This is a genomic window from Providencia sp. UF-183 (assembly GCF_058246155.1).
Map to the genome: position 1 here is coordinate 33,629 of NZ_JBSICD010000029.1, position 26,067 is coordinate 59,695.

Consider the following 26,067-nt stretch of genomic DNA (forward strand, 5'->3'; position numbering starts at 1 on the left):
ATTTGAACCGTTGGACACTATATTTTGTCAGATAAAAGCATCATTATTCGCCAACTTGGCCATGCGCCTTATCAAACGGTTTCTGATGCGATGCACCAATTTACTGAGTGTCGCACCGCTGAAACTCTTGATGAAATCTGGCTCGTCGAGCACCCGCGTGTTTTCACCCAAGGGCAAGCTGGGAAAGCTGAACATGTTTTAGCCCCCGGTGATATTCCTGTTATTCAAAGTGATAGAGGTGGTCAAGTCACCTATCATGGCCCTGGCCAGCAAGTCATGTACGTCATGATTGATTTAAAACGCAATAAAATTGGCGTACGTGAACTCGTCACTGCACTGGAAAACACCGTGGTCAATACCCTCGCCCATTTTAATATTGAAGCTTACCCGCGCCCTGATGCCCCCGGTGTTTATGTTAATGGGGACAAAATTTGTTCTCTAGGATTACGTATTCGCCAAGGTTGCTCATTCCACGGGTTAGCATTGAATATTGATATGGATCTGGAACCATTTAACCGCATAAACCCTTGTGGTTACAGTGAATTAAAAATGACTCAAGTCTGTGACCTCGCCCCCAAAGTGTCATTATCTGATGTTCAGCCTGTGCTAATTAGCCAATTCTGTGACACACTGGGATTTCATATTGTTCAATAATAATGCTATAATTTTTTAACATTTTTAAAAAATATTTTAATGGGTGAGTTACAACGCTCCCGACATTTTATTTAGAATTAGAACTTATCCATCAGCATAAAAGATAACTGGAACCGTCATATTATGAGTAAACCAATTCAGATAGAACGCGGAATTAAATATCGTGACGCCGACAAAATGGCGCTGATCCCTGTCAAAAATGTGGTGACTGAACGCGAGGAAATTCTACGCAAACCTGACTGGATGAAAATTCGACTTCCCGCTGACTCAACGCGTATTCAAGGCATTAAAGCGGCAATGCGTAAAAATGGCCTTCACTCCGTATGTGAGGAAGCCTCTTGCCCAAACCTATCTGAATGCTTTAACCATGGTACGGCTACCTTTATGATCTTAGGGGCTATTTGTACACGCCGTTGCCCGTTCTGTGATGTCGCCCACGGCCGTCCTAATGCTCCTGACGCCAATGAGCCAGAAAAATTAGCGCAAACGATCAAAGATATGGCATTACGTTACGTGGTGATCACTTCCGTTGACCGTGACGATCTTCGTGATGGTGGCGCACAACATTTTGCTGACTGCATCAGTGCAATCCGCGAAAAAAGCCCATCGATCAAAATTGAAACTTTAGTACCCGATTTTCGCGGCCGTATGGATCGCGCATTAGAGATCTTAACCGCAACCCCACCTGATGTATTTAACCACAACCTCGAAAACGTGCCACGTGTTTATCGCCAAGTCCGCCCAGGCGCAAACTATGAGTGGTCACTGAAATTACTCGAAAAATTTAAAGAAGCGCACCCTGATATCCCAACGAAATCGGGTTTGATGGTTGGCCTTGGTGAAACCAATGCTGAAATCATCGAAGTGATGCGTGATTTACGCCGTCATGGCGTGACGATGTTAACCCTTGGGCAATACTTACAACCAAGCCGTCACCATTTACCCGTAAAACGCTACGTAAGCCCTGCTGAGTTTGATGAGATGAAAGAGGAAGCAATGGCAATGGGCTTTACCCATGCCGCTTGTGGGCCTTTTGTGCGCTCTTCTTACCATGCTGACTTGCAAGCCAAAGGCGAAGAAGTGAAATAAGCACTTAATTTATTCACTTAACAACGTTAGAAACCTGATTTGGGCAACTGAGTCGGGTTTTTTATTGTCAATAAATTCTCAATTTTTCCATAAAAAAACTCGCTCTAGTTAACTAGAGCGAGTTTACAGCTGTTCGTTTCTGATTGTTAATTGTTTAAATTACAGAGAGACAACGTTAACAGCAGATGGGCCTTTAGCACCTTCAGTGATTTCAAATTCAACTTTCTGGCCTTCCGCTAAGGTTTTGAAACCTTCGCTAGCAATCGCAGAAAAGTGAACAAATACATCTTTGCTACCATCTTCTGGAGTGATAAAACCAAAACCTTTAGATTCGTTGAACCACTTAACGTTACCTTTAACTTTAGACATCAAATTATTACCTTTAAAATAAAATAGACACACCATCTGTATCGAGTCCAGTACACCAGATATCTGACTTACTTGTCTACAACCTAGATCACGAAAATTGACTAAAATGATAAAAATATATTATTTATTGGTCGGTCTCACTCTAATTTCGACAATTATTCTTATCAATAGCAATTAATGCAACCAATTGTATCAGCTATAGCGAATTATTCAGTTATTACTTCTCATGCAGTAATAACCAATCCTTGATATCTAAGCCTCCCGTGTATCCTACCAGCTTACCATCGTGACCTAATACTCGGTGACAAGGCACAATGAGTGAGATTGGATTACGCGAATTCGCCATTCCCACTGCACGACAATAATTAACTGAGCCTAACTTTAACGCCAAGTCCTTATAACTCCAACGTTCTCCATACGGGATCCCGCATAGATGCTGCCAAACCTTCTTCTGAAACTCCGTCCCCTTTGGGTTTAATGCCACCGTAAACGTTTTTCTTTTGTGATTAAAATATTCTTTTAATTCTTTAGCACATAGCTTGGAGTGATCATTTTTGCTTTCTTTTTCCGTTTTTTCTTCAACAAAATAGATGCTCGTGATCCCGTCATCATCCGCCGTAATATGAACCCACGGCTTAGGAAATTTATCGGGGGTCGCTAAATATTGATGATACATAGTATCTCCTTAAAAGGATTCATTTACCTGATTGTATATACAGTTATAGAGTAAATTATTTCTACTTTGCAATGCTATTTTTTCTTAGTGTGGCTAACGGAATCATTGAATGCCCTATTTTTTTATTTTCAATATAAATAACAACCTAGCTGATAATTAGAATAATTATCATTCAATATTCCTTATTCACTATATATTGTGTGGTTGATAAATTTTAAATCCATATATAGTCTTTAGATATTAAATACCCCATCAAGATACTCTCAGTAATCCAAAAGGTGAATAAGATGAATGAGATTACCATTTATAGTAAGCCCAACTGTGTTCAATGTAATGCCACCTATCAAGCCTTAGATCGCAAAAAAATTGCCTATCAGATAATTGACCTCACAAAGGATAGCCAAGCACTTGAATTAGTTAAAAAATTAGGCTATCAACAAGTGCCTGTCGTCATTGCGGGTGACAGGCATTGGTCTGGTTTTCGCCCGGATATGATAAGCCTTCTTGCGGCATAGGAAATCCCATGGAAACTGAATCATTGATCTATTTTTCAAGCCGTTCAGGGAATTGCCATCGGTTTGTTGAAAAACTGGGATTGCCTGCAACTCGCCTCCCAATCGGGCAACAAGAAGCTAGCCTGATCGCCACAAAGCCTTATGTTCTGCTACTTCCGACCTACGGCGGCGGTGGAACAAAAGGCGCAGTGCCAAAAGAAGTGATTCAGTTTTTAAATATCGAGAAAAACCGTTTATTCATTCGCGGTGTTATTGCTGCGGGGAATACCAATTTTGGCGATGCTTACGCAATTGCGGGGGATATCGTCGCACAAAAGTGCCATGTTCCTTACCTCTACCGCTTTGAGCTCTTAGGCACTGCAAGAGATGTTCAATCGGTTAAAAATGGTCTACAAACGTTCTGGAAACGTGCCCACAACGAGAGCTTTTCATAATGGATACAATACAAAAGAATACCGAAATTGATTACCATGCGCTAAATGCCATGCTGAATTTATATGATAGCAAAGGTCATATTCAGTTTGATAAAGATAAAGAAGCTGCACACCATTATTTTCGCCAGCATGTTAATCAAAACACTGTATTTTTCCATGACTTAAAAGAAAAATTGGATTTTCTTATTCAAGAAAATTACTACGAAAACGACGTATTACAGCAATACAGCTTTGAATTTATTAAAGCACTGTTTCAGCAAGCCTACGCCCACAAATTTCGCTTCCAAACCTTTCTTGGCGCATTCAAATACTACACCAGCTACACGCTAAAAACCTTTGATGGCAAACGCTATTTGGAGCGCTATGAGGATCGCGTTTGCATGGTGGCGCTGACACTCGCACAAGGTTCAGAGCCCCTCGCCAAGCTGTATGTTGATGAAATCATTACAGGGCGCTTCCAGCCCGCGACACCGACATTCCTTAATTGTGGGAAAAAACAACGGGGCGAATTAATTTCCTGCTTCCTATTGCGTATTGAAGACAATATGGAATCCATCGGGCGCTCTGTTAATTCTGCTCTCCAGCTATCCAAACGGGGGGGTGGGGTCGCCTTTATGATGACCAACTTGCGTGAACAAGGCGCCCCCATCAAACTGATTGAAAACCAATCCTCGGGTGTTGTTCCCGTAATGAAAATGCTGGAAGATGCCTTTTCCTATGCGAATCAATTAGGTGCTCGCCAAGGTGCCGGTGCCGTGTATTTACATGCTCATCACCCTGATATTATGCGTTTTCTCGATACAAAACGGGAAAATGCGGATGAAAAAATACGCATAAAGACCTTATCCCTTGGCGTGGTGATCCCAGACATTACCTTCCAGTTAGCGAAAAATAACGAAGATATGTACTTGTTTTCCCCCTATGACGTTCAGCGTGTGTACGGTGTTCCCATGTCTGAAATCAGCGTCTCTGAAAAGTACGCGGAAATGGTGGATAACAAGACGATTAAAAAATACAAAATTAATGCGCGGGAATTTTTCCAGACTTTAGCTGAAATTCAATTTGAATCGGGCTACCCATATATTTTATTTGAAGATACTGCTAATAGGGCCAACCCAATTGCAGGGCGGATTAATATGAGCAACCTGTGCTCAGAAATTCTGCAAGTTAATCGCCCCAGCCTGTATGAAGAGGATTTAAGCTACCAAGAAATTGGTAAAGATATCAGCTGCAATTTAGGGTCGATGAATATTGCCAAAACCATGGATTCACCGAACTTTGCACAATCTATTGAAGCCGCAGTCAGAGCACTTAGCGCCGTCTCCGATATGAGCGATATTCGTTCCGTCCCCTCAATTGCTCAAGGAAACCGTCAGTCCCACGCCATTGGCCTTGGGCAGATGAACCTGCATGGCTATTTAGCTCGTGAGCGTATTCATTATGGCAGTGAAGAAGCGCTTGATTTTACCAATATCTATTTTTATACCGTCACTTATTATGCCCTCAAAACCTCGAACCAATTAGCCATTGAACGCAAAACCGCTTTTGTTGGTTTTGAGCACTCCACTTATGGCTCAGGTGACTATTTTGATAAATATATCAACGATATTTGGTTACCAAAAACACAAACCGTGCAGGAATTATTCCGACGTTCGGGCATCGAAATTCCCACTCGGGAAGACTGGCTGGCCTTAAAACAGTCGGTGATCACCTATGGTATTTACAATCAAAACTTGCAAGCCATTCCACCAACGGGGTCTATTTCCTATATCAATAATTCCACATCTAGCATTCACCCTATTGTTTCTCGTATTGAGATCCGTAAAGAAGGAAAGATTGGTCGAGTCTATTATCCTGCACCATTTATGGATAACGAAAATCTTGAGTTTTACCAAGACGCCTATCAAATCGGCCCTGAAAAAATTATTGATACCTATGCCATGGCCACTCAACACGTCGACCAAGGCTTATCGTTAACGTTATTTTTCAAAGATGATGCCACCACGCGAGATATTAACCGAGCGCAAATTTACGCTTGGAAAAAAGGCATAAAAACGTTGTACTACATACGATTACGTCAAACTGCGTTAGAAGGCACCGAAGTTGACGGCTGCGTATCTTGCACTTTGTGATAGGAATAAGATTATGACCATCAATACATCCGCGACCCCTGTGAAGGCTATCAACTGGAACCGTATTCAAGATGATAAAGATCTTGAGGTTTGGAATCGCCTCACGTCTAACTTTTGGTTACCCGAAAAAGTGCCTTTATCCAATGATATTCCATCGTGGAATACCCTCACTGAAGCAGAAAAAAAGCTGACTATACGTGTCTTTACTGGACTAACACTGCTCGACACTATCCAAAATACGGTGGGTGCCCCCTGTTTAATGCCTGATGCGCAAACCCCCCATGAAGAAGCTGTTTTATCCAATGTGAGCTTTATGGAAGCGGTACATGCACGCTCTTATAGCTCGATTTTCTCCACCTTATGTTCCACCAGCGACGTCGATGAAGCCTTTCGTTGGAGTGAAGAAAATAGTGCATTACAAAATAAAGCTAAAATCATTCTTTCTTATTACTGTGATTCACATCCCTTAAAGAAAAAAGTGGCAAGTGTCTTTTTGGAATCATTTCTATTTTATTCCGGGTTTTATTTACCTATGTATTGGTCAAGTCGCGGTAAGCTCACTAATACTGCGGACTTAATTAGATTGATTATTCGAGATGAAGCGATACATGGCTATTATATTGGTTATAAATTCCAAAAATCATTATTGAATTATGATGAAAAAACGCAGGCAGAAATAAAAGATTTCACCTTCTCATTATTATTCGACTTATATGAAAATGAAGTGAAATATACCCAAGAATTATATGACTCGGTTGGCTGGACAGAAGATGTCAAAAAGTTCTTACATTATAATGCCAATAAAGCCTTAATGAATTTAGGTTATGAAGCCTTATTCCCCGATACCGTCACCGATGTAAGCGCGGCAATATTATCTGCGTTATCCCCCGATGCGAATGAAAATCATGATTTCTTCTCAGGATCAGGTTCTTCTTATATTATTGGCAAAGCGGTCAGTACCGAGGATGATGACTGGAACTTTTAATCAATTGATTAGTTTAATTCACATTTGACTTAAGCTGTCACCGATTTACATACCCTGATGAATAATAACACTTTTATTTTTCAGGGTATTTTTTAGGCTAAAAAACACCCAAATCAGTTCGTTTTTTATAGGGATATCTGTTCAATTATTCATTTTTAATGAATCAATCTGGCATTAATTTCCAATCGCTCATTTTAAAACCCTAAAATAAATTAATAAAATTAATGCTTTTGGCGCTTTGCCTTATTTATTTTCATTCATTATTTACGGCCAAATTATCGATAAAAAATTGTTATCACTAATCCATCTTAAGTCATTTCTTTATTTTCAACTCTGACAAAATAAATACAGCCTCACCAGTAAGTTAACTACTCTAGATAGGTTTTATATTCTTACTCATATTCGCTATTTTCGTTTTCTTATTTAAATCATATTTTACATTTTTTACGGGGATTTTTTTGATTAATTCTACTTAACCAAGGGTTGTCAGCCATTTTTATTATGCTAGGGTTTATTGCTTGCAATTTTTACTAATAATCTAATCAGGAGCATTTGAATTTAAACCATAATGAATAAACCCATTAAATTAAAATAGGAATTTCTGCCCTAATAATTTTCAAACGATAGCCATGGTTTAGGTCTAAATAGGCAAGACTATCATTATTGAATCGACACAATTCATTTTGGGCTCCAACTCTTTTTGTTGATTGAAAATTGGGTAAATAATATATGGCAATAAAATTAGAAGTTAAAAATTTATATAAAATATTTGGGGAAAATCCTGACTCCGCATTTAAGCTTTTAGAATCAGGAATGGACAAAGACGCTATCTTTGAAAAAACAGGCCTCACGGTCGGTGTTCAAGATGTGAATCTGGCGATTGAAGAAGGCGAAATCTTCGTTGTAATGGGGCTTTCGGGTTCAGGGAAGTCCACTTTGGTGCGCCTCCTCAATCGCCTGATTGAACCCACCAGCGGCCAAGTGCTGATTGATGGAGAAGATATCTCTGATATTTCCGACAAAGCCCTGCGTGACGTGCGCCGAACAAAAATCAGCATGGTGTTTCAATCCTTTGCCTTAATGCCTCACATGAATGTGATTGATAATACCGCATTTGGCATGGAGCTTTCGGGCATATCGAAACCAGACCGCCATAAAAAAGCGATGGATGCCCTGAATCAAGTGAACCTCGAAAAGTGGGCTAACTCCTATCCCGACGAGCTTTCTGGTGGGATGCGCCAACGCATTGGCTTAGCAAGAGCACTCGCCAATGACCCTGATATCCTGTTAATGGATGAAGCCTTTTCTGCGCTTGACCCACTTATTCGAACAGAAATGCAAGATGAATTGCTGTCTTTACAAGGGGATAAACAACGCACCATCGTTTTTATCTCCCATGACCTCGATGAAGCCATGCGAATTGGTGACCGCATCGCCATTATGCAAGGCGGTGTTGTCGTTCAGGTCGGCACCCCTGATGAAATACTGAATAACCCAGCTAATGACTATGTCAGAACCTTCTTCCGTGGAGTTGATATTAGCCAAGTGTTCAGTGCCAAAGATATTGCACGAAGGCGCCCCGATGCCCTGCTACATATCGCGCCCGGCTTTGGTCCTCGTTCCGCCCTAAAAGTGCTGAATGATGAAGACCGTTACCATGGCTATTTGCTTTCACGAGGCCATACCTTTGCAGGTGTCGTCTCCGTAGAGTCTTTAGAAAAAGCGTTGCACGACAAAGCCGGGATTGAAGCTGCAATTTTATCAGATATTGAGCCGATTCAAGGTGATACCTCCTTAAATGAAGTTATCTCGACGATTGCACAAGCGCCTTGCGCAGTACCTGTCGTGAATGAAAAAAATCGTTATCTAGGGGTGATTTCGAAAGGCATGCTGCTACAAGCACTGGATAAGGAGACGCCTAATGAGTAAGCAAAATCAAGACAATACCATCGACCAACAAGATCCGTGGGCCGATACTCAAGTTGAGCAAACGCCAGTGCAGACGCCTGATACAACCCAATCTGACGATCCATGGGCGGCAAGTTCCGCGCAAGATCAAAGTGCTGTAGATGATCCGTGGGGTGGCTCATCCGCAACAGACACTACACCAGATACAGGATCCAGTGATTGGCTTGATGCTGCACCAACAGATAGCATCGCACCAGATCAGTTTAATATTATGGATCCCTTCCAGCACACGCTTATCCCGCTTGATTCTTGGGTTGCGCATGCCATCGATTGGGTTGTTCTCAACTTTCGCCCTGTATTCCAAGGCATACGAGCTCCTATCGATTTCATTCTCAGCGGGTTTGAACAATTTCTCACCTCGCTGCCGTCTCCCGTAGCCATTATCATTTTTGCACTACTTGCTTGGCAATTAGCAGGGCGAGCAATGGGCGTGGCGACCTTTATTTCGATGATAGCCATCGGGGCAATTGGTGCTTGGTCGGAAGCGATGGTGACATTATCGCTGGTACTGACCTCATTGCTATTTTGTATTGTGATAGGGCTACCGCTGGGAATTTGGCTGGCTCGTAGCGAAAGAGCAGCCAAAATCATCCGCCCATTACTCGATGCGATGCAAACCACACCGGCATTCGTCTACTTAGTGCCGATTGTCATGTTATTTGGTATCGGTAATGTGCCTGGTGTCGTCGTCACCATTATATTTGCCTTGCCACCTATCATTCGTCTGACCATTTTAGGTATCAAACAAGTCCCTGCCGACTTAATTGAAGCTGCTGAATCATTCGGTGCAAGTCCACGTCAAATGTTATTCAAAGTGCAATTGCCACTCGCAATGCCAACGATCATGGCGGGTGTTAACCAAACGCTTATGTTAGCGCTTTCAATGGTGGTCATAGCGTCGATGATTGCGGTTGGTGGTTTAGGTCAAATGGTATTAAGGGGGATTGGCCGCCTTGATATGGGGCTCGCGTCTGTCGGGGGCGTCGGTATTGTTATTCTCGCTATCATTTTAGACCGCTTCACCCAGTCTTTGGGGCAAGATACCCGTGGTAAAACGCCGATTCGTTGGTATCAAAAAGGCCCTATTGGGCTGGTTTTGCGCCCATTTTGTAAAAAAGCCAATTAATCCATACATCCTCCATTCACCTGAGTGCCATTCATTTGGCACTTAACTTGGCTCTTCCCATTAAGGCCAAGCTCGCTGCGAAATAAAACAGAGGGAACAATATAATGAAACATAAAATCATTCTTGCATCTGCACTGACAGCCATATTTACCATTCCATTGGCAGGTGCTAACGACCTACCGGGTAAAGGGATAAAAATTAACCCTGTACAAAGTACTATCAGCGAAGAAACATTCCAAACACTGATCGTCGCTAAAGCCCTTGAAGAGCTCGGCTATGATGTTCAACCTATCAAAGAGGTCGACTATAACGTGGCTTATGCATCCATAGCGAATGGTGATGCGACATACTTAGCCACCAGCTGGGTTCCTTTGCATAATGCGCAATATGACGCTGCTGGCGGTGATAAAGTATTCTATCGCCAAGGTAATTACGTCGTTAATGCAGCTCAAGGCTACCTCATTGACAAAAAGACCGCAGAAAAATACAACATTACTAATGTTGAGCAACTTAAAGACCCTAAAATTGCCAAACTCTTTGATTCAAATGGCAATGGTAAAGCGGATTTAACTGGATGTAATCCAGGCTGGGGTTGTGAAGCCGCCATCAATAATCATTTAAAAGCCTATGACCTTGAAAAAACAGTCGATCATAATCAAGGGAACTATGCGGCGATGATGGCTGATACCATTACCCGATATAAAGAAGGTAAACCTATTTTATATTATACGTGGACACCTTATTGGATCAGTGATGTGCTCAAACCAGGTCGTGATGTGGTCTGGTTAGAAGTACCTTTCTCTTCAATGCCAAACGGTGAAAAAACAGACACGAAGTTACCTAACGGGAAAAACTATGGTTTCCCACCAAATACCATGCATATCGTCGCTAACAAAAAATGGGCAGCGGATAACCCATCTGCGGCAAAATTATTTGAAGTGATGAAACTGCCTATTGCCGATATCAATGCGCAAAACTTAAGAATGCATAATGGTGAAGCGTCACAAGCGGATATCCAACGCCACACCAATGCTTGGATAAAAGCGCACCAATCCACGTTTGATGGCTGGGTGAAAGCAGCGCAAGAAGCCGCTAAGTAAGCTTAAATCACACAATAAAATAACTAAAGCCACCCGCTAATCTGGGTGGCTTTTTACATCAATGACAAAAAGAAATAAACCAAGGTAATGAATTTTGTTTATAGTAGTCGCCTAGCAAATAATAGGTAACCTACATGAAACAGACCCAAACTGCGGAGCTAACAACGGGCCTCACTATTTTGATGGCCATTGCAACAGGCCTTGTCGTGGCCAGCAATTACTATGCCCAGCCTCTGTTAGACACCATTGCAGCGCAATTTAATCTGACCACCAACATGGCAGGCTTTATTGTCACCGCCGCACAACTTGGCTACGCAGTCGGTTTACTGTTTTTAGTTCCTCTTGGAGACTTATTTGAACGTAAACGCTTAATTTTATTCATGACGTTTCTTTCTGCTTCAGGCTTACTCATTACCGCGCTTTCAACCAACATTTGGCAGATCCTATTAGGTACTGCACTGACCGGGCTGTTTTCTGTTGTTGCTCAAGTGCTGATCCCGATGGCTGCCTCTATCGCGCATCCGAATAAGCGAGGTAAAGCGGTTGGTATCATCATGAGCGGATTATTACTGGGAATTTTACTGGCAAGAACGGTATCTGGTGCTGTAGCAATGGTCGGCGGCTGGCGTGCAATTTATTGGGTCGCCTTTGTTTTATTAATTATCTTATTAATTGTATTAGCGATTAAATTACCTCGCTATCACCAAAAAGCGAATCTTAACTACTTTCAGTTACTTTGCTCTATTGGCCGATTATTTTTTAGTACGCCTGTTTTGGCGGTTAGAGCGTCACTTGGCGCACTCTCTTTTGCTAATTTTGGGCTATTGTGGACAGCAATGGCATTTTTATTGGCGAGCCCGCCATTTAACTATTCTGAGGGGACTATCGGTTTATTTGGCCTTGTTGGTGCTGCGGGAGCATTAATGGCATCACAAGCGGGCCACCTTGTGGATAAAGGCAAAGGTAAAATAATCACGACCGTTGGACTGGTTTTATTGCTGTTATCTTGGTTGCCCATAGGTTTAGCAAAACACTCCTTAGTCGCCTTTGTTATTGGCATTCTGGTACTTGACCTCGCAGTTCAAGCCGTCCATGTTACCAGCCAAAGTACCTTATACCGCATTATGCCTGAAGCGCGTAACCGCCTCACCGCAGGGTATATGACCAGTTATTTTATTGGTGGGGCACTCGGCTCATTATTATCAGGCTATGCCTATGAACGTGCTGGCTGGGAAGGAGTAGCGATTGCAGGCGTTTGTTTAACGGCTCTAAGCTTAGTTATCTGGGCCATTGGTATCCGATTCGATCCCACTATCTCGACGTTAGAAGAGTAATCACTCTCCCCCTTTCTACAGCTGATAATGTTTTTTCTTAAATGTTATCAGCTGCACATTAACACATAAAAAAACATAATATATTCAAAGTGGAACTGTCACTTTTTTTCTTTATTTAAGCGTATAACCCATAAATTAATATCAATAATTCGAGATAATAATAATATATTGTTATAGTTACCACAGCGAAAGTTAGCAAATGACACAGTTAAACAAATACTATATCTCATTTGGACGGTATAATTATTGTTAATTAGGGCAATAATTATTAGCAGAAATAATAATCCAAAAACAAAAAATAGGTATTTTCACCTAATCAATAGCAATATCTATCTAACTTGTAATTATTGGGTAACAAAAAAAATGGTATTGAGTTAATGCGATGTGATTATATATTGTTTTATATGATTTTGTTTGATGTGTAAATTGCATTTTTTTGGCTAATTTATATCCAAATATACTTAGGTAGGCTAAAAATATACATTACGCTATACTGAAACCCATAAATTACATTCATAAAATTTATGAATCATGTATCATTATCAAAATAAAATCATCGATATTAATTAAGTATAATTGCTAATTCTCTCTTTTAATATACCATTTAGATGGTTGATGACAGTTGCAATCTTACCAACTGAAACTAATAAGGTATCCAAATAATGGAAAGTTCATTTACACCGACAGAAGCACTATTAAATGCTCGCGTCGCGCAACAAGATACACATGAAAAACCAATCCCGTATCAAGAGATACTTTTGACTCGCTTATGTATGCATGTTCATGGAAAATTACTTGAATCTCGCAATAGTATGCTACGAGCTCAAGGGATCAATGAAACTCTCTTTATGGCATTAATGATTTTAGATACGAAAGATTCACGCAGTATCCAACCGTCAGAACTCAGTGCCGCACTGGGCTCATCTCGTACCAATGCAACTCGTATTGCAGATGAACTGGAAAAAAATGGCTGGATTGAACGTAAAGAAAGCCACAATGACAGACGTTGTCTACATTTACACCTTACCGAAAAAGGTTCAGAGTTTTTAAGTAGCTTATTGCCACCGCAGCACAGCGCGTTAATCGATATCTGGTCGGCTTTAGATGCTGATGAAAAACAGCAGCTTGATAAACTCATGCGTAAACTACTGACAAAACTGGATACTATAAAAGATTAACCATTTATTTTGTAAGGTTAATGTATTTGAGGCATTCTGATACTCAAAGGCGAAAAAAAACTTTTCAGCCTGTAATATTTCATTATCCTTTTACCTTATGCTTTACGATATTCCCATCAAGCAGCAAAATCATTTGTAGTCTCAGTTTCCAGTGGTTAACTACTAACTACTGGAAACAACCGTGATCCTTATCCATCGAAAATGGAGTAATACCAGTATGAGTTCCCCTGAGGAAATGCAACAAACGCAAGCTCCCCAACGAAATAAAAAAAGACAACGCAGAAATGCTTTGGTCTTTTTAACGTTAATTTTTATTGCTATTGGCGTGGGCTGGGCAGTTTATTGGTATCTGGTACTTCGCCATTATGAATCAACGGATAACGCTTACGTTGCAGGTAATCAAGTACAAATCCAATCCCAAGTATCTGGGAGCGTGATGACCGTTAACGTTGATAATACCGACTTCGTAAAAAGCGGCACGGTACTCGTTGAGCTTGACCCACGGGACGCTGAATTGGCATTGGATAAAGCCAAAACCGAACTGGCAAATAGTGTGCGTCAAACTCGCCAGCACATCATTAACAGCCGCCAGCTACAAGCGAATATTGATGTGAAACGCTCAGAATTGAGCCGTTTACAAAATGACCTAAAACGTCGCGAAGTATTAGGCAACAGCAATTTAATCGGTAAAGAAGAGTTGCAACACGCACGCGAGTCCGTTGTCAGTGCAAAAGCTGCATTAGATATGGCCGTTGAGCAATATAATGCCAACCAAGCAATCGTCCTCAATACCTCCATTGAAAAACAACCTGCGGTTGAGCAAGCTGCGACTCAAGTTCGTAATGCATGGTTAACCTTACAGCGCACCAAAATTGTGAGCCCAGTGGACGGTTATGTTTCTCGCCGTAGCGTGCAAATTGGCTCACAAATCACGCCATCAACCCCATTAATGGCCATTGTGCCATCGAGTGGTATGTGGATTGATGCCAACTTTAAAGAAACACAACTGGCAGATATGCGTATTGGCCAGCCTGCGAAAGTCACAGCCGACTTCTACGGCAAAGACGTGGTCTTTAACGGGACGGTTGTTGGTCTAGATATGGGGACAGGTAGTGCGTTTTCATTATTACCCGCGCAAAATGCGAGTGGAAACTGGATTAAAGTTGTACAGCGCCTCCCCGTACGTATTGCGTTAGACCCTGCACAACTTGAAGAACGCCCATTACGTATCGGTTTATCCACGGAAGTGACGATTGATACCTTAAATAAAGATGGCAAAGTGCTGTCAAAAGGCATGCGTGATGCACCAGCTTACCATACATCTGCATTAGCGGTGGATATGTCTCCTGCCGACAAGATAGTTACTGAGATAATTAATAATAACGCTGGGAACAAATAAGTGGGGGCGCAACACTCATGACCGCACCACTTACAGGTTCAAAACTGGCTTGGATGACCATCGCCCTCTCACTGGCGACGTTCATGCAAGTCCTTGACTCAACCATTGCTAACGTCGCAATCCCAACGATTGCGGGTAACCTTGGCGCATCTAACTCCCAAGGAACGTGGGTGATCACCTCGTTCGGCGTGGCAAATGCAATCTCCATTCCCGTCACGGGTTGGTTGGCACGGCGTATTGGTGAGGTTCGACTATTTCTATGGTCAACGGGTCTCTTTGCCTTAACATCTTGGTTATGCGGTATTTCTGGCAGCTTAGAAATGCTGATTTTATTCCGTGTGCTTCAAGGCTTAGTCGCGGGTCCACTGATCCCTCTATCCCAAAGCTTACTGCTTAATAACTACCCCCCCGCCAAACGCAGTATGGCGCTGGCGCTTTGGTCGATGACCATTGTGGTCGCACCAATTTGCGGGCCTATTCTTGGTGGCTATATCAGTGATAACTACCATTGGGGATGGATATTCTTCATCAACGTTCCATTCAGTATTGCAATTATTTTTGCCATCATGCGTACCTTAAAAGGCCGTGAGACAAAAATTTCTATTCAACGCATTGATACTGTTGGTTTAGTTTTATTAGTTGTTGGGATTGGCGCACTGCAAATCATGCTCGACCAAGGGAAAGAGCTGGATTGGTTTAACTCAACCGAAATCATTGTCTTGACAGTAATTGCCGTTGTAGCGATTGCCTTCTTAATTGTCTGGGAGTTAACCGACGATCACCCCGTCATTGACCTCTCTCTCTTTAAGGAGCGCAATTTTACCATTGGCTGCTTATCCCTCAGCCTCGCCTATATGTTGTACTTTGGTACCATCGTCTTGCTCCCGCAGCTATTGCAAGAGGTTTATGGATATACTGCAACATGGGCGGGATTAGCCTCTGCGCCCGTTGGGTTATTGCCACTACTCATTACCCCCATTATCGGTAAATTTGGTAACCGCATTGATATGCGTTATTTAGTGACATTCAGCTTTATTATCTATGCTGTCTGTTACTACTGGCGTGCTTATACCTTTGAACCGGGTATGGGCTTTGCAGCAGCAGCTTGGCCGCAATTTGTTCAAGGCCTCGCGATTGCCTGCTTCTTTATGCCATTAACCACCATTACCTTGTCGGGGTTACCCCCTGAAAAAATGGCATCGGCATCCAGCTTATCTAACTTTACCCGAACGCTGGCTGGGGCAATTGGTACCTCGATTACCACAACAATGTGGACACAAAGAGAATCCATGCACCATGAAAATCTTGCCGAATTTGTCAATCCGTACAATCCAAATGCGCAGCATATGTACAGTGAATTGGCACAGATTGGCATGAATGAGCAGCAAAGTGCGGCTTACTTAGCGAAAACCATTACAGATCAAGGGCTGATCTTATCGGCAAATGAAATTTTCTGGCTCTCCGCGGGGATCTTTATTTTACTGATGGTGATCGTCTGGTTTGCTAAACCGCCATTTGGTGCGGGGTCGAAAGACGGTGGCGGCGCTCACTAATCTCAATTTAACCCTACATTTCGGTGTGGGGTTATTTTTTGCTTCATTCCTTCCTATCAAATACACTTGTTCAATCATTAACCCGCTCAGGTAAACAATCATGAAATCATGGATTGAAAACAGTCAGGCACTTACTTTGATTAATACCATGGATGAAGCCCAGACAGAGCAATGCCGCGGAAAACTCATTCGCTACATTAATCAGTACCAAGAAGATTATCCATTTGATATTTTGGATGACGTTCAAGCTTATATGCAGCTAAAACTTGATGCTGATGATCTGGATTTTAATACAATTCCCGATGAAATTAAGCAGGCTCTTACTGAAGGTTATTATGAATACTGCATCAGTTTAAACGAAATATCTGCGGCATATATGATAGTAACTCAACCCACGCCATTAACGCGTTTAGATCTTATTCAGTTCACTAATCACTTATTAGAAGCTTATTCATGTAATTATCCAGAAGATGAATTTCTCGTGCCGAAACTTGCTGAGTTTGCAGATTTATTGACTCACTAGCCAAATTTTAGATAGAAAAAAGCCATACGTGAAAACGTATGGCCTTAGAAATCGTATTGATAAACCGATTAGTTAGCTTGGTTTTGCTGCCACCATTGTGCCAACATCACCCCTGTAGCAACAGAGACATTCAGGCTTTCAACTTTGCCCGTTCCGCCGATAAACAGGCTCATATCCCCTTGATCCCACGTGCTATCGCTTAAACCATCACTTTCTTGGCCCAAAACAAGCACCATTTTGGCTGGTAATTTCGCTTTCGCTAAATCTTGGCTGCCTTTATGGCTCGATGTAGTTACAATGGTGTAACCCGCTTTGCGGAATTTATCTAACGTGGACGTTAAGCCGTCAGCATCGATAGCTTTAATGTGCTCAGCACCACCTTCTGCGGTACGAATTGCCGCGCCGGATTCCAACATACCTGCATCTTGCAAAATCACACCTTGCACGCCAAAGTGAGCACAGCTGCGCATGATCCCGCCTAAGTTATGTGGGTTACCAACATCTTCCAGCGCTAATACACAATCTTTTTCTGCGGCTTGCTCTAAATACGCGTCTGCGCTCATGCCACCACGCTTTTTGATGATAAAACACACACCACCATGGTGTTCTGTTCCAGAGGCTTTCGATAACTCTTCATCATCAACAACATGATAGGCTTTGCGGTTTGCCGCCATCCATTTCAGGGCATCACGAAAACGAGGCGTGACAGATTGTAAAAACCATGCGCGAACAATGGCGTCTGGGCGGTTTTTAAACATCGCTTGGCACGCATTTTCGCCGTAAATACGGGTCTCTTCTTGGCGTTGTTTACGCAGTTGCTCAGGGTCGATTTGGCTTTTACCAACAATCCCACCATGATCATTTTCAAATTCTTCGCTATTCGGTTTAGAAACCGTACGCCACGGGGAACGCTCACGTGGTGCGCTATCACGGTTATCAGAGCGGCGTTCCTGACGACCACCTTCAGGGCGATTTGAACGACCCCCTCTTTCTTGGCGGCCACCATCACGTCGGTCACCACCGCGCTTATCATTTCCGCCACGTCTATCATCGCGACCACCGTCACGACCGCCACGGCGTTTATCGTTACCTTTGTTGCTGTCCTGCTCTTCGCTGCGGACATACATCACTTTTACTTTGCCGTTTTTACCACTAAAATCATTCGAGTCGTTCATCACTATCCCCTACTAAGCTATGGCGCGAAGATTACATGATGTTGCAAGGCTACGCTACCGATTCGCACTATTATCTCACCGAAAAGTTATTGAATATACCTCTATCGCATAGAAATCGTTTTGCGTACAATATGCGGCTTATTTTATGGTCTGCAAAACAGTAATCAAACATGACACCTAATGCCGTTTATCACCTCCGCCAGCAACGCCTCGCTTTATCGACAAAACCTTTTAAAGCAAGGGGCTGTCGTGTAAAACGCTGCCAATATTGCTTGTTACCTGTTCCACAATGCCTGTGCCAAGAAACGGTATCAACCCAAGCGAAAAGTCAATTTTGCTTGATCATGTTTGATGGTGAAGTGTTTAAACCCAGCAATACAGGAAAACTGATTGCTGATGTCCTCCCTGAGACACTCGCTTTTCAGTGGTCAAGGACCGATCCAGATGCACAGCTTTTAGCAGCCTTACAGGATGATACTCGCCAGCCTTACCTGATTTTCCCTGAAAGCTATGCGCAAGAAAATCGTGTTGTTGTGAATGAACCTAGCATCTCTGATAAACCTGCTTTATTTATTTTATTGGATGGAACCTGGCCTGAAGCACGCAAAATGTTCCGTAAGAGCCCGTATCTCAATAACATTCCAATGCTATCCATCAACACAAAAGCGCGGACGGACTACCTGTTACGCACACCATCCCGTGAAGAACAACATTGCACCGCAGAGGTTGCCGCTACAGTGCTAGAGCTTGCTGGTGATATCCAAGCCTCACAGCAGTTATTTAGTCATTTTAGTCTATTTCGCCAAAAATACCTTGAGGGGAAACCCCATCACCCAGTAGCCCAAATGGTGTTAAACGCAACGGCTTCCTAACTATTTTTAGGGACTGTTTTCACGCTTTTTTTCGTAAATAGTTCCAAGAAATAGTCACTTTCGGATAATCGTCATCCTAAAACGTGAAGGTGCTTGTATAAATTAATTAAATCCGCAGGATAAACTAGCGCAATATAAAAGATAGGGCATAGTATTCATAAGTATTACTTAGCCTCTTTTTATCTCTTGAACGATTATGCCGTTCACCAAGCGAAGGGTTATCTCTATGGGTTTAGTGAGTCAGTTAGAATCTTTATTCAGGCCAAAATCAATCGTGGTCATTGGCGCCTCTGAAAACCCGAGCCGTGCAGGTTCGGTTATGATGAAAAACCTTCTCACCAGCGGCTTTAAAGGGCCGATTCTCCCAGTCAATCCAAATCGTAGCTCCGTCTTGGGCGTACTGGCCTACCCTTCTATTGATAAGCTTCCACTCAAACCTGACCTTGCGGTAATTTGTACACATCATTCACGAAATATTAGCTGTTTACTGCAACTTGGTGAAGCAGGCTGCAAAGTTGTGATTATCTTATCATCCCCTTCGATTCAATTTAATGAATTAAAAAAGGTGGCTCAGCAATATCAAATTCGCCTTTTGGGTCCTAATAGTTTAGGGTTTTTAGCACCATGGCAAGGTTTAAATGCCAGCTTTTCACCTATCCCAATACTCAAAGGCAAACTGGCTTTTATTTCCCAATCTGCGGCAGTTTCTAATACCGTGCTTGATTGGGCAAGGCATCGTGATATCGGTTTCTCCTACTTTATCGCCCTGGGTGATAGTATCGATATTGATATTGATGACTTACTGGATTACTTAGCCCGCGATAGCAAAACCAGTGCAATTTTGCTTTACCTTGAAAACATCAGTGATGCGCGGCGCTTTTTATCGTCATCACGCAGTGCATCACGCAACAAGCCTATTCTCGTCATAAAAAGTGGTCGAACACGCAAAGCCCAAGAACTTTTAGGGGAAAAACCCAGTTTGGATGCCGCTTATGATGCTGCAATTCAACGGGCAGGCCTTTTGCGGGTGCAAGATACCCATGAAATGTTTTCTGCTGTTGAAACATTAAGCTATATGACCCCATTACGGGGTGAACGTTTATCAATTATGAGCAATGGTGCTGCCCCCGCCGCCATGGCTTTGGATGAACTTCTTCTGCGTAATGGTAAGCTGGCTACACTCAGTATTGAAACCGAAAATGAACTCAGTGCCCTGCTTCCACTTGATCTCTCCACACAAAATCCGATTGATTTGGGTGATGATTCCACGGTAGAGCGCTATATTAACGTATTAAACAAGATGCTCGATAGCCATGATCATGACGCACTTTTATTGATCCACACCCCCAGTGCGATCACGGAAAGCAAATCCATGGCAGAAAAAATTATCAAAACCATCAAGCAGCACCCTCGTGGAAAATGGCTCACTATTTTAACCAACTGGTGTGGTGAATATTCTTCTCAAGAATCACGGCGTTTGTTTAGTGAAGCAGGGATCCCGACTTATCGAACCCCTGAAGGGGCAATTACAGCCTATATGCACATGGTGGAATACCGCCGTAACCAAAAACAGTTAAAAGAGACGCCAGCACTTCCAGTGGGGATTACTGCCAATACACAGCAAGCACATGAATATATTCAGCAAGCATTGAAAAACAATAACTTGCATTTAGATACGCATGAAGTGCAGCCTATTTTAAAAGCCTATGGGCTGCATAGTTTGCCAACTTGGATTGCTCATTCAAGTGAGGAAGCAATTGAAATTGCTGAAAAAATTGGTTATCCCGTTGCTTTAAAGCTACGTTCACCCGATATTGTGCATAAATCAGAAGTTCAAGGTGTCATGCTGTATCTGAGAAACGCAAAAGAGGTTGAAGATGCAGCAAAAGCAATTATTGAACGTGTTTCCACCAATTTCCCGAACGCTCGCATTGAAGGTTTATTAGTGCAAAGCATGGCAAACCGAGCAGGCGCACAAGAATTGCGTATTGCGGTAGAACTCGACCCAGTATTTGGCCTGCTAATAATGTTAGGTGAAGGGGGAATTGAATGGCAGCAAGAAAGCCAAGCTGCTGTTGCCTTACCGCCATTAAATATGGCGCTCGCACGTTACCTCGTCATTAACGCCATCAAAGGCTATAAAATTAAGTCGCGTAGTGCATTAGAACCACTGAATATCTTAGGCCTCTCCAGTTTATTAGTGAGAGTTTCAAACCTAATCATCGATTGCCCAAATATTACACGCTTAGATATACACCCACTATTAGCCTCTGGCGATGAATTTACCTTGTTAGATGTTTCTATGACACTCAGCCCTAATGATGGTGTGGCAAGCTCAAGGCTTGCTATTCGCCCTTATCCAAGCGAGTTAGAAGAAACAATTCATTTAAAAGAAGATTTAAACTGCTTATTACGCCCAATACTTCCCGAAGATGAACCACTATTGAAGTCTTTTATCGAGCAGGTCACAAAAGAAGATCTCTATTATCGGTATTTTAGTGAGATTAGTGAGTTTACCCATGACGACCTCGCTAATATGACGCAAATAGATTACGACCGTGAAATGGCCTTTGTGGCAGTAAAAAATCAAAGTACAAGCCCTGAAATCATCGGTGTTGTTCGTGCAATGGCAGACCCAGATAATCAAGAGGCTGAATTTGCTGTTTTAGTTCGTTCTGATATGAAAGGGCAAACACTGGGTTATCAGCTTATGCAAAAATTGCTTAACTATACTCGCGGCCATGGCATCAAAAAATTAACTGCTATCACCATGCCTGAAAACCGCAACATGATCAGCTTAGCGAAAAAATTAGGGTTTGAGGTTGAAGTGCAATTTGAAGATGGTGTTGTGAACCTCACTCTTCACCTTTAAAAAGGTGATGGAGCGTGGCATAACCTGTATGGGAATTAAACAGATATGCAATTTATTCTAAATGCTTTGACTAAATATGCTATCATTCACTGATCATTCGCTTAAAAATGTGTGCAAAGCGATTTGCTATTAGACTAATAAGAGAAAATTCGCACTGTGATGTTGTCAAAACTAAAACAAGCAAAACATCAACAATATTTGGTAAGTTTACCTAAACTGTCTCAAGATGTTGCTGATGTCAAAACGCTATATAAGACAGAAGATTTTCGTGATGAACTGCTTAAGCAAATATCTCTCGCTCAAAATACTATCTACATTACGGCCTTGTATTTAGAGAAAGATGACGCAGGTAAAGACATTCTTCATGCGCTGTATGCGGCAAAACAAGCTAATACATCATTAGATATCAAAATTCTCGTCGACTGGCATCGGGCTCAACGAGGGCGTATTGGTGCTGCTGCAAATGCCACCAACGCGGATTGGTATTACGATGTCTCGCAACAGTATCCAGATGTTGACATTCCAATCTATGGTATTCCCGTCAATACTCGGGAAGCTTTAGGTGTCTTACATCTAAAAGGCTTTCTGTTTGATGATACCCTGCTGTATAGCGGAGCAAGCATCAATGATGTGTATTTACAACGACATGAAAAATATCGTTATGACCGATATCACCTTATTAAAAATAGCCAGCTAGCAGCATCAATGCGAAAATTCATTGATGATTCACTATTACCTACTGATGCTATTCATCGTCTAAATACAGAAACGCGCCCTAAAACAGCTGAATTTAAGCACCTAATAAAACAGTTCCGTTTAGGACTTAGAGGGTCTTCTTACCAGTTTACTGGTAATGCATCTAATGATGAATTATCGGTAACACCTTTTGTTGGCTTAGGTAAGAAAAACGATCTTAACCGAGTGATCACCCATTTAATGGGTTCAACCAGTGATAAACTAACTATTTGTACGCCATACTTTAACCTTCCAGCGGTATTAGTGCGGATCATCAGCCGATTACTACGTGATGGCAAACAGGTTGAAATTATTATTGGTGATAAAACCGCTAACGATTTTTATATTCCACCAGAAGAGCCTTTCAAAATTATTGGCGCACTTCCTTATCTATATGAAATCAACTTACGCCGATTTGTTAGTCGCTTACAGCGCTTTATTGACAGTAAACAGTTGACGGTTAGGCTTTGGAAAGATGGTGATAATACTTATCACTTGAAAGGTATGTGGGTCGATAACCAGTGGCAACTGATCACGGGTAATAACTTAAATCCACGCGCATGGGGCTTAGATCTGGAAAACGCAGTTTTAATTCATGATCCTAAACAACAGCTTCAAGACCAACGTCATCATGAATTGGAATGCATTCGCACTCATACTAAAGTCGTTAATCACTACAGGGAGTTAGACAGCATTCAAACTTACCCTGTTAAAGTGAAAAAGTTAATTCGTAGGCTGAGACGCATACGTGTTGATCGGCTGATCAGTCGGATCTTATAAGTTTACAAAAAAGCGTCACTTTAAAGTGGCGCTTTTCAATTTTGGTAACCAATTAATGAAGGCCAATACGGTAAAAATAGTAATTATTAGCTCATTGATGTTATTAACAACAGGGTGTGCTGGTTTTCATTGGTCGAATGACAATTGGAAAGGAAAAGACAAAGCACAGCACTTTGCATTTTCCGCTGCCATGGCAGCAGCAGGCAATGCTTATGCGGACAGGCAGAATATGTCCCATCGTCATGCAGCTCAATTTGGCCTATTATTTTCTATTTCGCTTGGTGCTGCAAAAGAGCTTTATGATAGTCGCCCTGAAGGAACAGGCTGGAGCTGGCACGACTTTGCTTACGACGTTGCAGGTGCCGCTGCTGGCTACAGTTTATACCAATCTCTTAAGTAACCCTTCCTTACTCTATTATTATCTTCCTTAATACTTCGCCCATCATCGAAGTATTGCTTAATGAAAAGCTTATAGTTGTGCTTTCTACATTAAGGAGAATTCTATGATTGCCGTGATCTTTGAAGCTATTCCAATTCCCGAACAAAAAGCGCGTTATTTTGAACTTGCCGCAAAGCTGAAATCTGAACTAATGAATATTGAGGGTTTTATTTCGGTTGAGCGTTTTCAAAGTATCACCACCGAAGGAAAAATTTTATCGCTTTCTTGGTGGGAAAATGAAGCCGCTATTATGGAGTGGAAACGTCATTTTATGCACCAAAGTGCGCAAAGTGAAGGGAAAAATTCCGTTTTCTCTCATTACCATATCCGAGTTGCAGAAACCATAAGGGATTATTCCTTCGATAAGGAGAATAACCATAATGTATGATATTCATGTTATTCTTGAAAACCAAGCAGGTACATTAGCATTACTCGCGACAACTTTAGGCCAACATGGTGTCGGCTTAGAAGGTGGAGGTGTCTTTTCTATCGATGGAAAAAGCCATGCTCACTTTTTAATCACACAGCCTGAAGAAGCTAAAAAGGCACTGACTAAAGCAGGTATACCAGTGGAAAGCATTTCACTGCCCGTAATTCGTAAATTAAAACAAGAGCAACCAGGTGAACTTGGTGCTATAGCACAGTGCCTAGCAGACCACCAAATTAATATCCTGATTCAATATAGTGATCATCATAATAGGTTAATACTCATAACTGATAACAATGAGCTCGCCTCAGAAGTAACTAAAAAATGGGATACCCCTAATGATAAAAAACAAAATTAGCCAACCCATTGATGAAAATGAGCATTTAGAAAAATCTATTTCAAAGGTTGCCTCTGCGATTGCTGACCCCTCTAGGGTCAGTATTCTCTGCGCACTAATGGATGGCAGGGCATGGACAGCCACAGAGTTAAGTACTGCGGCAAATATTGCGCCTTCAACAACCAGTGCTCACTTAACTAAATTGTTAAAAAACCACCTAATTAGCTGCTTATCACAAGGCCGGCACCGTTATTACCGGCTCGCGGGCTCAGACATTGCAGAATTGTTGGAAACACTAATGAGTGTATCCATGAAATTGGAATATAAAGCTCCAGTATCAACCCCTGTTCATCTGAGAAAAGCACGCACCTGCTATGATCACTTAGCAGGAGAAATTGCAGTTCAGATTTATGAGTTTATGGATAAAAATGGTTGGTTTACATCTAAAGAAAATAAATTATCCATTATTGGCATTGAGCAATTTAACAGCCTCAATATCAATATTTCAATGCACACTAAACGAAAAATGGCGTGTGCTTGTTTAGATTGGAGCGAAAGGCGTATGCACTTAGGCGGAAGCGCTGGAGCTGCGTTATTGCACGCTTTTGAACAAAATGAATGGATACTAAAGACAGCAGGCTACCGTGAAGTTATATTTACTACTAACGGCAAAAAAGCCCTAAAACGAATTTTTAACATTGATATCGCATAAACTCATCACTGGAGACGTGTATAATTTTCTTCGTTTTGCCATATCCCTCTAATACGCCAAGTAGTGAGTGATTACTCGCAGTCATATGCGCAGTGGATAAATACTATAACTCTGTACACGATACTCACTACAACCTCATTCACTTAAAAGTTAATAAGCCATTCTTAGCAAACAAATTCTCATGACATCTATTCAATAAACACTCAAGCTTCCACTCTTTATTTTATACCTCACAATTACATTCACCAAAGTAATAACTTCGATAGTCATGGAGATCAAATAAAGCGTTTAAATAGTTAAATGCGTGAGCTATTCTCATTATTTCAAATTAGTAGTGAATATTTATATATTCAACTAGTCCGTTGAAAAAAGCCCGATAGGTAATATAGGATGACTAACATAAAACTATTTAAGAGTGGGTTTTTAGATAGGCATAAAAACAAAAACCCCGTGATTTTCATCACGGGGCTTCGATAAGTGGCGGAACGGACGGGACTCGAACCCGCGACCCCCTGCGTGACAGGCAGGTATTCTAACCAACTGAACTACCGCTCCACTTATTCTTTCGCCTTTCGGCTGCTTATTATGAAAGCTCACAATAAGACTCTAATTTAATGTCTGGCAGTTCCCTACTCTCACATGGGGAGACCCCACACTACCATCGGCGCTACGGCGTTTCACTG

General features: G+C 41.9%; 24 protein-coding genes and 1 tRNA gene. 21 read left to right on the forward strand and 4 right to left on the reverse strand.

Annotated elements, in window-relative coordinates; all coding sequences use genetic code 11:
* The first annotated feature begins 90 nt into the window (after positions 1 to 90).
* Positions 91 to 654 carry a lipoyl(octanoyl) transferase LipB gene (gene lipB, locus AC4IFT_RS20370; protein WP_490736564.1) on the forward strand — a complete coding sequence of 188 codons (564 nt, stop codon included), beginning with the start codon at positions 91 to 93 and terminating at the stop codon, positions 652 to 654.
* Between the two features lie 123 nt (positions 655 to 777).
* Complete coding sequence (lipA, locus tag AC4IFT_RS20375; protein WP_206085254.1) at positions 778 to 1,743, forward strand: lipoyl synthase; 966 nt, start codon at positions 778 to 780, stop codon at positions 1,741 to 1,743.
* Positions 1,744 to 1,902: 159 nt separating this feature from the next.
* On the opposite strand, the gene cspE is transcribed toward lipA, so the two are convergent.
* Positions 1,903 to 2,112 carry a transcription antiterminator/RNA stability regulator CspE gene (gene cspE, locus AC4IFT_RS20380; protein ID WP_014657708.1) on the reverse strand — a complete coding sequence of 70 codons (210 nt, stop codon included), beginning with the start codon at positions 2,110 to 2,112 and terminating at the stop codon, positions 1,903 to 1,905.
* Positions 2,113 to 2,329: 217 nt separating this feature from the next.
* Positions 2,330 to 2,788, reverse strand: a complete 459-nt coding sequence (locus tag AC4IFT_RS20385) for a methylated-DNA--[protein]-cysteine S-methyltransferase (protein WP_490736525.1) — start codon at positions 2,786 to 2,788, stop codon at positions 2,330 to 2,332.
* A gap of 287 nt (positions 2,789 to 3,075) precedes the next feature.
* Here AC4IFT_RS20385 and nrdH point away from each other — a divergent pair, with 287 nt between their 5' ends.
* The 12 genes from nrdH (at position 3,076) to AC4IFT_RS20445 (ending at position 17,035) form a co-directional block, all read left to right on the forward strand.
* Positions 3,076 to 3,303, forward strand: coding sequence for a glutaredoxin-like protein NrdH (gene nrdH, locus AC4IFT_RS20390; RefSeq protein ID WP_490736523.1), 228 nt, complete (start codon positions 3,076 to 3,078; stop codon positions 3,301 to 3,303).
* 8 nt (positions 3,304 to 3,311) lie between these two features.
* Entirely contained in the window at positions 3,312 to 3,737 is a 426-nt protein-coding gene (gene nrdI, locus AC4IFT_RS20395; RefSeq protein ID WP_490752548.1) for a class Ib ribonucleoside-diphosphate reductase assembly flavoprotein NrdI, read from the forward strand.
* Positions 3,737 to 5,869 (forward strand): class 1b ribonucleoside-diphosphate reductase subunit alpha, encoded by a 2,133-nt coding sequence (gene nrdE, locus AC4IFT_RS20400; protein WP_490752550.1) that lies wholly within the window; start codon positions 3,737 to 3,739, stop codon positions 5,867 to 5,869. Before nrdI ends, nrdE begins: the two co-directional genes overlap by 1 nt.
* A 13-nt stretch (positions 5,870 to 5,882) precedes the next feature.
* On the forward strand, positions 5,883 to 6,854 hold the full coding sequence (gene nrdF / locus AC4IFT_RS20405) for a class 1b ribonucleoside-diphosphate reductase subunit beta (protein ID WP_490752552.1): 972 nt from the start codon (positions 5,883 to 5,885) through the stop codon (positions 6,852 to 6,854).
* 729 nt (positions 6,855 to 7,583) lie between these two features.
* Positions 7,584 to 8,783 carry a glycine betaine/L-proline ABC transporter ATP-binding protein ProV gene (proV, locus tag AC4IFT_RS20410; protein ID WP_490736516.1) on the forward strand — a complete coding sequence of 400 codons (1,200 nt, stop codon included), beginning with the start codon at positions 7,584 to 7,586 and terminating at the stop codon, positions 8,781 to 8,783.
* Positions 8,776 to 9,948 carry a glycine betaine/L-proline ABC transporter permease ProW gene (gene proW, locus AC4IFT_RS20415; RefSeq protein ID WP_490752553.1) on the forward strand — a complete coding sequence of 391 codons (1,173 nt, stop codon included), beginning with the start codon at positions 8,776 to 8,778 and terminating at the stop codon, positions 9,946 to 9,948. Before proV ends, proW begins: the two co-directional genes overlap by 8 nt.
* 104 nt (positions 9,949 to 10,052) lie before the next feature.
* Complete coding sequence (proX, locus tag AC4IFT_RS20420) at positions 10,053 to 11,048, forward strand: glycine betaine/L-proline ABC transporter substrate-binding protein ProX (RefSeq protein ID WP_490736512.1); 996 nt, start codon at positions 10,053 to 10,055, stop codon at positions 11,046 to 11,048.
* A gap of 134 nt (positions 11,049 to 11,182) precedes the next feature.
* Positions 11,183 to 12,382 carry an MFS transporter gene (locus AC4IFT_RS20425; protein WP_490736510.1) on the forward strand — a complete coding sequence of 400 codons (1,200 nt, stop codon included), beginning with the start codon at positions 11,183 to 11,185 and terminating at the stop codon, positions 12,380 to 12,382.
* Between the two features lie 662 nt (positions 12,383 to 13,044).
* Positions 13,045 to 13,560 (forward strand): transcriptional repressor MprA, encoded by a 516-nt coding sequence (gene mprA, locus AC4IFT_RS20430; RefSeq protein ID WP_273804625.1) that lies wholly within the window; start codon positions 13,045 to 13,047, stop codon positions 13,558 to 13,560.
* A gap of 217 nt (positions 13,561 to 13,777) precedes the next feature.
* The gene (emrA, locus tag AC4IFT_RS20435) at positions 13,778 to 14,959 is read left to right on the forward strand and encodes a multidrug efflux MFS transporter periplasmic adaptor subunit EmrA (RefSeq protein ID WP_490752555.1); all 1,182 of its coding nucleotides are present in this window, start codon (positions 13,778 to 13,780) and stop codon (positions 14,957 to 14,959) included.
* 17 nt (positions 14,960 to 14,976) lie between these two features.
* Positions 14,977 to 16,512 carry a multidrug efflux MFS transporter permease subunit EmrB gene (gene emrB, locus AC4IFT_RS20440; protein WP_273827655.1) on the forward strand — a complete coding sequence of 512 codons (1,536 nt, stop codon included), beginning with the start codon at positions 14,977 to 14,979 and terminating at the stop codon, positions 16,510 to 16,512.
* A gap of 100 nt (positions 16,513 to 16,612) precedes the next feature.
* Positions 16,613 to 17,035: a hypothetical protein gene (locus AC4IFT_RS20445; protein WP_490736505.1), complete on the forward strand. Its 423-nt coding sequence runs from the start codon at positions 16,613 to 16,615 to the stop codon at positions 17,033 to 17,035.
* Between the two features lie 68 nt (positions 17,036 to 17,103).
* On the opposite strand, the gene AC4IFT_RS20450 is transcribed toward AC4IFT_RS20445, so the two are convergent.
* Positions 17,104 to 18,210 (reverse strand): tRNA/rRNA methyltransferase, encoded by a 1,107-nt coding sequence (locus tag AC4IFT_RS20450; RefSeq protein WP_490752557.1) that lies wholly within the window; start codon positions 18,208 to 18,210, stop codon positions 17,104 to 17,106.
* A gap of 170 nt (positions 18,211 to 18,380) precedes the next feature.
* Between AC4IFT_RS20450 and AC4IFT_RS20455 the strand changes: the two genes are divergently transcribed.
* From AC4IFT_RS20455 to AC4IFT_RS20485, 7 genes are all read left to right on the forward strand, one after another.
* On the forward strand, positions 18,381 to 19,082 hold the full coding sequence (locus AC4IFT_RS20455; protein WP_490736501.1) for a tRNA-uridine aminocarboxypropyltransferase: 702 nt from the start codon (positions 18,381 to 18,383) through the stop codon (positions 19,080 to 19,082).
* Between the two features lie 226 nt (positions 19,083 to 19,308).
* Positions 19,309 to 21,954 carry a bifunctional acetate--CoA ligase family protein/GNAT family N-acetyltransferase gene (locus AC4IFT_RS20460; RefSeq protein WP_490736499.1) on the forward strand — a complete coding sequence of 882 codons (2,646 nt, stop codon included), beginning with the start codon at positions 19,309 to 19,311 and terminating at the stop codon, positions 21,952 to 21,954.
* 159 nt (positions 21,955 to 22,113) lie between these two features.
* Positions 22,114 to 23,469: a CDP-diacylglycerol--serine O-phosphatidyltransferase gene (gene pssA, locus AC4IFT_RS20465; RefSeq protein ID WP_490736562.1), complete on the forward strand. Its 1,356-nt coding sequence runs from the start codon at positions 22,114 to 22,116 to the stop codon at positions 23,467 to 23,469.
* 55 nt (positions 23,470 to 23,524) lie between these two features.
* The gene (locus AC4IFT_RS20470; protein ID WP_490736560.1) at positions 23,525 to 23,869 is read left to right on the forward strand and encodes a YfiM family lipoprotein; all 345 of its coding nucleotides are present in this window, start codon (positions 23,525 to 23,527) and stop codon (positions 23,867 to 23,869) included.
* 103 nt (positions 23,870 to 23,972) lie between these two features.
* Entirely contained in the window at positions 23,973 to 24,296 is a 324-nt protein-coding gene (locus tag AC4IFT_RS20475) for an antibiotic biosynthesis monooxygenase family protein (RefSeq protein ID WP_273804633.1), read from the forward strand.
* Positions 24,289 to 24,693, forward strand: coding sequence for an amino acid-binding protein (locus AC4IFT_RS20480; RefSeq protein ID WP_490736497.1), 405 nt, complete (start codon positions 24,289 to 24,291; stop codon positions 24,691 to 24,693). The genes AC4IFT_RS20475 and AC4IFT_RS20480 overlap by 8 nt, the downstream gene beginning before the upstream one ends.
* Positions 24,674 to 25,384, forward strand: a complete 711-nt coding sequence (locus AC4IFT_RS20485; RefSeq protein WP_490752559.1) for an ArsR/SmtB family transcription factor — start codon at positions 24,674 to 24,676, stop codon at positions 25,382 to 25,384. Before AC4IFT_RS20480 ends, AC4IFT_RS20485 begins: the two co-directional genes overlap by 20 nt.
* A gap of 478 nt (positions 25,385 to 25,862) precedes the next feature.
* On the opposite strand, the gene AC4IFT_RS20490 is transcribed toward AC4IFT_RS20485, so the two are convergent.
* Positions 25,863 to 25,939: transfer RNA gene (locus AC4IFT_RS20490), tRNA-Asp, on the reverse strand.
* Positions 25,940 to 26,067 lie beyond the last annotated feature (128 nt).

Excerpts from the sequence above, each read along its gene's own strand:
- proX (WP_490736512.1), top strand. The coding sequence starts at position 10,053 with ATGAAACATAAAATCATTCTTGCATCTGCACTGACAGCCATATTTACC.
- emrB (WP_273827655.1), top strand. The coding sequence starts at position 14,977 with ATGACCGCACCACTTACAGGTTCAAAACTGGCTTGGATGACCATCGCC.
- pssA (WP_490736562.1), top strand. The coding sequence starts at position 22,114 with ATGTTGTCAAAACTAAAACAAGCAAAACATCAACAATATTTGGTAAGT.
- AC4IFT_RS20445 (WP_490736505.1), top strand. The coding sequence starts at position 16,613 with ATGAAATCATGGATTGAAAACAGTCAGGCACTTACTTTGATTAATACC.
- AC4IFT_RS20480 (WP_490736497.1), top strand. The coding sequence starts at position 24,289 with ATGTATGATATTCATGTTATTCTTGAAAACCAAGCAGGTACATTAGCA.
- nrdI (WP_490752548.1), top strand. The coding sequence starts at position 3,312 with ATGGAAACTGAATCATTGATCTATTTTTCAAGCCGTTCAGGGAATTGC.
- nrdF (WP_490752552.1), top strand. The coding sequence starts at position 5,883 with ATGACCATCAATACATCCGCGACCCCTGTGAAGGCTATCAACTGGAAC.
- AC4IFT_RS20385 (WP_490736525.1), bottom strand. The coding sequence starts at position 2,788 with ATGTATCATCAATATTTAGCGACCCCCGATAAATTTCCTAAGCCGTGG.
- AC4IFT_RS20460 (WP_490736499.1), top strand. The coding sequence starts at position 19,309 with ATGGGTTTAGTGAGTCAGTTAGAATCTTTATTCAGGCCAAAATCAATC.
- mprA (WP_273804625.1), top strand. The coding sequence starts at position 13,045 with ATGGAAAGTTCATTTACACCGACAGAAGCACTATTAAATGCTCGCGTC.
- AC4IFT_RS20450 (WP_490752557.1), bottom strand. The coding sequence starts at position 18,210 with ATGAACGACTCGAATGATTTTAGTGGTAAAAACGGCAAAGTAAAAGTG.
- AC4IFT_RS20455 (WP_490736501.1), top strand. The coding sequence starts at position 18,381 with ATGACACCTAATGCCGTTTATCACCTCCGCCAGCAACGCCTCGCTTTA.
- nrdE (WP_490752550.1), top strand. The coding sequence starts at position 3,737 with ATGGATACAATACAAAAGAATACCGAAATTGATTACCATGCGCTAAAT.
- cspE (WP_014657708.1), bottom strand. The coding sequence starts at position 2,112 with ATGTCTAAAGTTAAAGGTAACGTTAAGTGGTTCAACGAATCTAAAGGT.
- AC4IFT_RS20425 (WP_490736510.1), top strand. The coding sequence starts at position 11,183 with ATGAAACAGACCCAAACTGCGGAGCTAACAACGGGCCTCACTATTTTG.
- AC4IFT_RS20470 (WP_490736560.1), top strand. The coding sequence starts at position 23,525 with ATGAAGGCCAATACGGTAAAAATAGTAATTATTAGCTCATTGATGTTA.
- AC4IFT_RS20485 (WP_490752559.1), top strand. The coding sequence starts at position 24,674 with ATGATAAAAAACAAAATTAGCCAACCCATTGATGAAAATGAGCATTTA.
- proV (WP_490736516.1), top strand. The coding sequence starts at position 7,584 with ATGGCAATAAAATTAGAAGTTAAAAATTTATATAAAATATTTGGGGAA.
- proW (WP_490752553.1), top strand. The coding sequence starts at position 8,776 with ATGAGTAAGCAAAATCAAGACAATACCATCGACCAACAAGATCCGTGG.
- AC4IFT_RS20475 (WP_273804633.1), top strand. The coding sequence starts at position 23,973 with ATGATTGCCGTGATCTTTGAAGCTATTCCAATTCCCGAACAAAAAGCG.
- lipB (WP_490736564.1), top strand. The coding sequence starts at position 91 with ATGCACCAATTTACTGAGTGTCGCACCGCTGAAACTCTTGATGAAATC.
- nrdH (WP_490736523.1), top strand. The coding sequence starts at position 3,076 with ATGAATGAGATTACCATTTATAGTAAGCCCAACTGTGTTCAATGTAAT.
- emrA (WP_490752555.1), top strand. The coding sequence starts at position 13,778 with ATGAGTTCCCCTGAGGAAATGCAACAAACGCAAGCTCCCCAACGAAAT.
- lipA (WP_206085254.1), top strand. The coding sequence starts at position 778 with ATGAGTAAACCAATTCAGATAGAACGCGGAATTAAATATCGTGACGCC.